This is a genomic window from Alloprevotella sp. oral taxon 473 str. F0040 (assembly GCF_000318095.2).
In the GTDB taxonomy this organism is placed as follows: domain Bacteria; phylum Bacteroidota; class Bacteroidia; order Bacteroidales; family Bacteroidaceae; genus Alloprevotella.
The window spans coordinates 1-800 of record NZ_KB290721.1 but is presented as its reverse complement, the minus strand read 5'-3'; the positions used below and the strand labels follow the sequence as shown (position 1 = coordinate 800).

Annotated in this window: 1 rRNA gene; it reads right to left on the bottom strand. The window is 49.0% G+C overall.

The features are described 5' to 3' along the window. A 16S ribosomal RNA gene (locus tag HMPREF9999_RS09220) occupies positions 1–735 on the bottom strand; the annotation flags it as partial. Between the last annotated feature and the right edge of the window lie 65 nt (positions 736–800).

Genomic DNA, 800 nt, shown 5'->3' with positions numbered 1-800 from the left:
ACCTGCCTTCGCGATCGGAGTTCATCGTGATATCTAAGCATTTCACCGCTACACCACGAGTTCCAGAATCCCTGTCTGCACTCAAGACTACCAGTTTCAATGGCTAACGATGGTTGAGCCACCGTCTTTCACCACTGACTTAATAATCCGCCTACGCTCCCTTTAAACCCAATAAATCCGGATAACGCCTGGACCTTCCGTATTACCGCGGCTGCTGGCACGGAATTAGCCGGTCCTTTTTCTGAAGGTACATACAATGAGGGACACGTCCCTCTTTTTATTCCCAACTAAAAGCAGTTTACAACCCGGAGGGCCGTCATCCTGCACGCTACTTGGCTGGTTCAGACTTGCGTCCATTGACCAATATTCCTCACTGCTGCCTCCCGTAGGAGTCTGGACCGTGTCTCAGTTCCAGTGTGGGGGACCTTCCTCTCAGAACCCCTACCGATCGATGGCTAGGTGGGCCGTTACCCCGCCTACTACCTAATCGGACGCATCACCATCTCATACCGATAAATCTTTGGTTATATCACCATGCGGAAATATAACAACATCGGGTATTAATCTTACTTTCGCAAGGCTATCCCCGAGTATGAGGCAGGTTTGATACGCGTTACGCACCCGTGCGCCGGTCGCCATCAGAAGAAGCAAGCTTCTTCCATGCTGCCCCTCGACTTGCATGTGTTAAGCCTGTAGCTAGCGTTCATCCTGAGCCAGGATCAAACTCTTCATTGTAATATGATAATTTGTTTTGATTCTGTATAAAATCGCTCAGTTTCCTGTCTTGTTACTTTGGATTT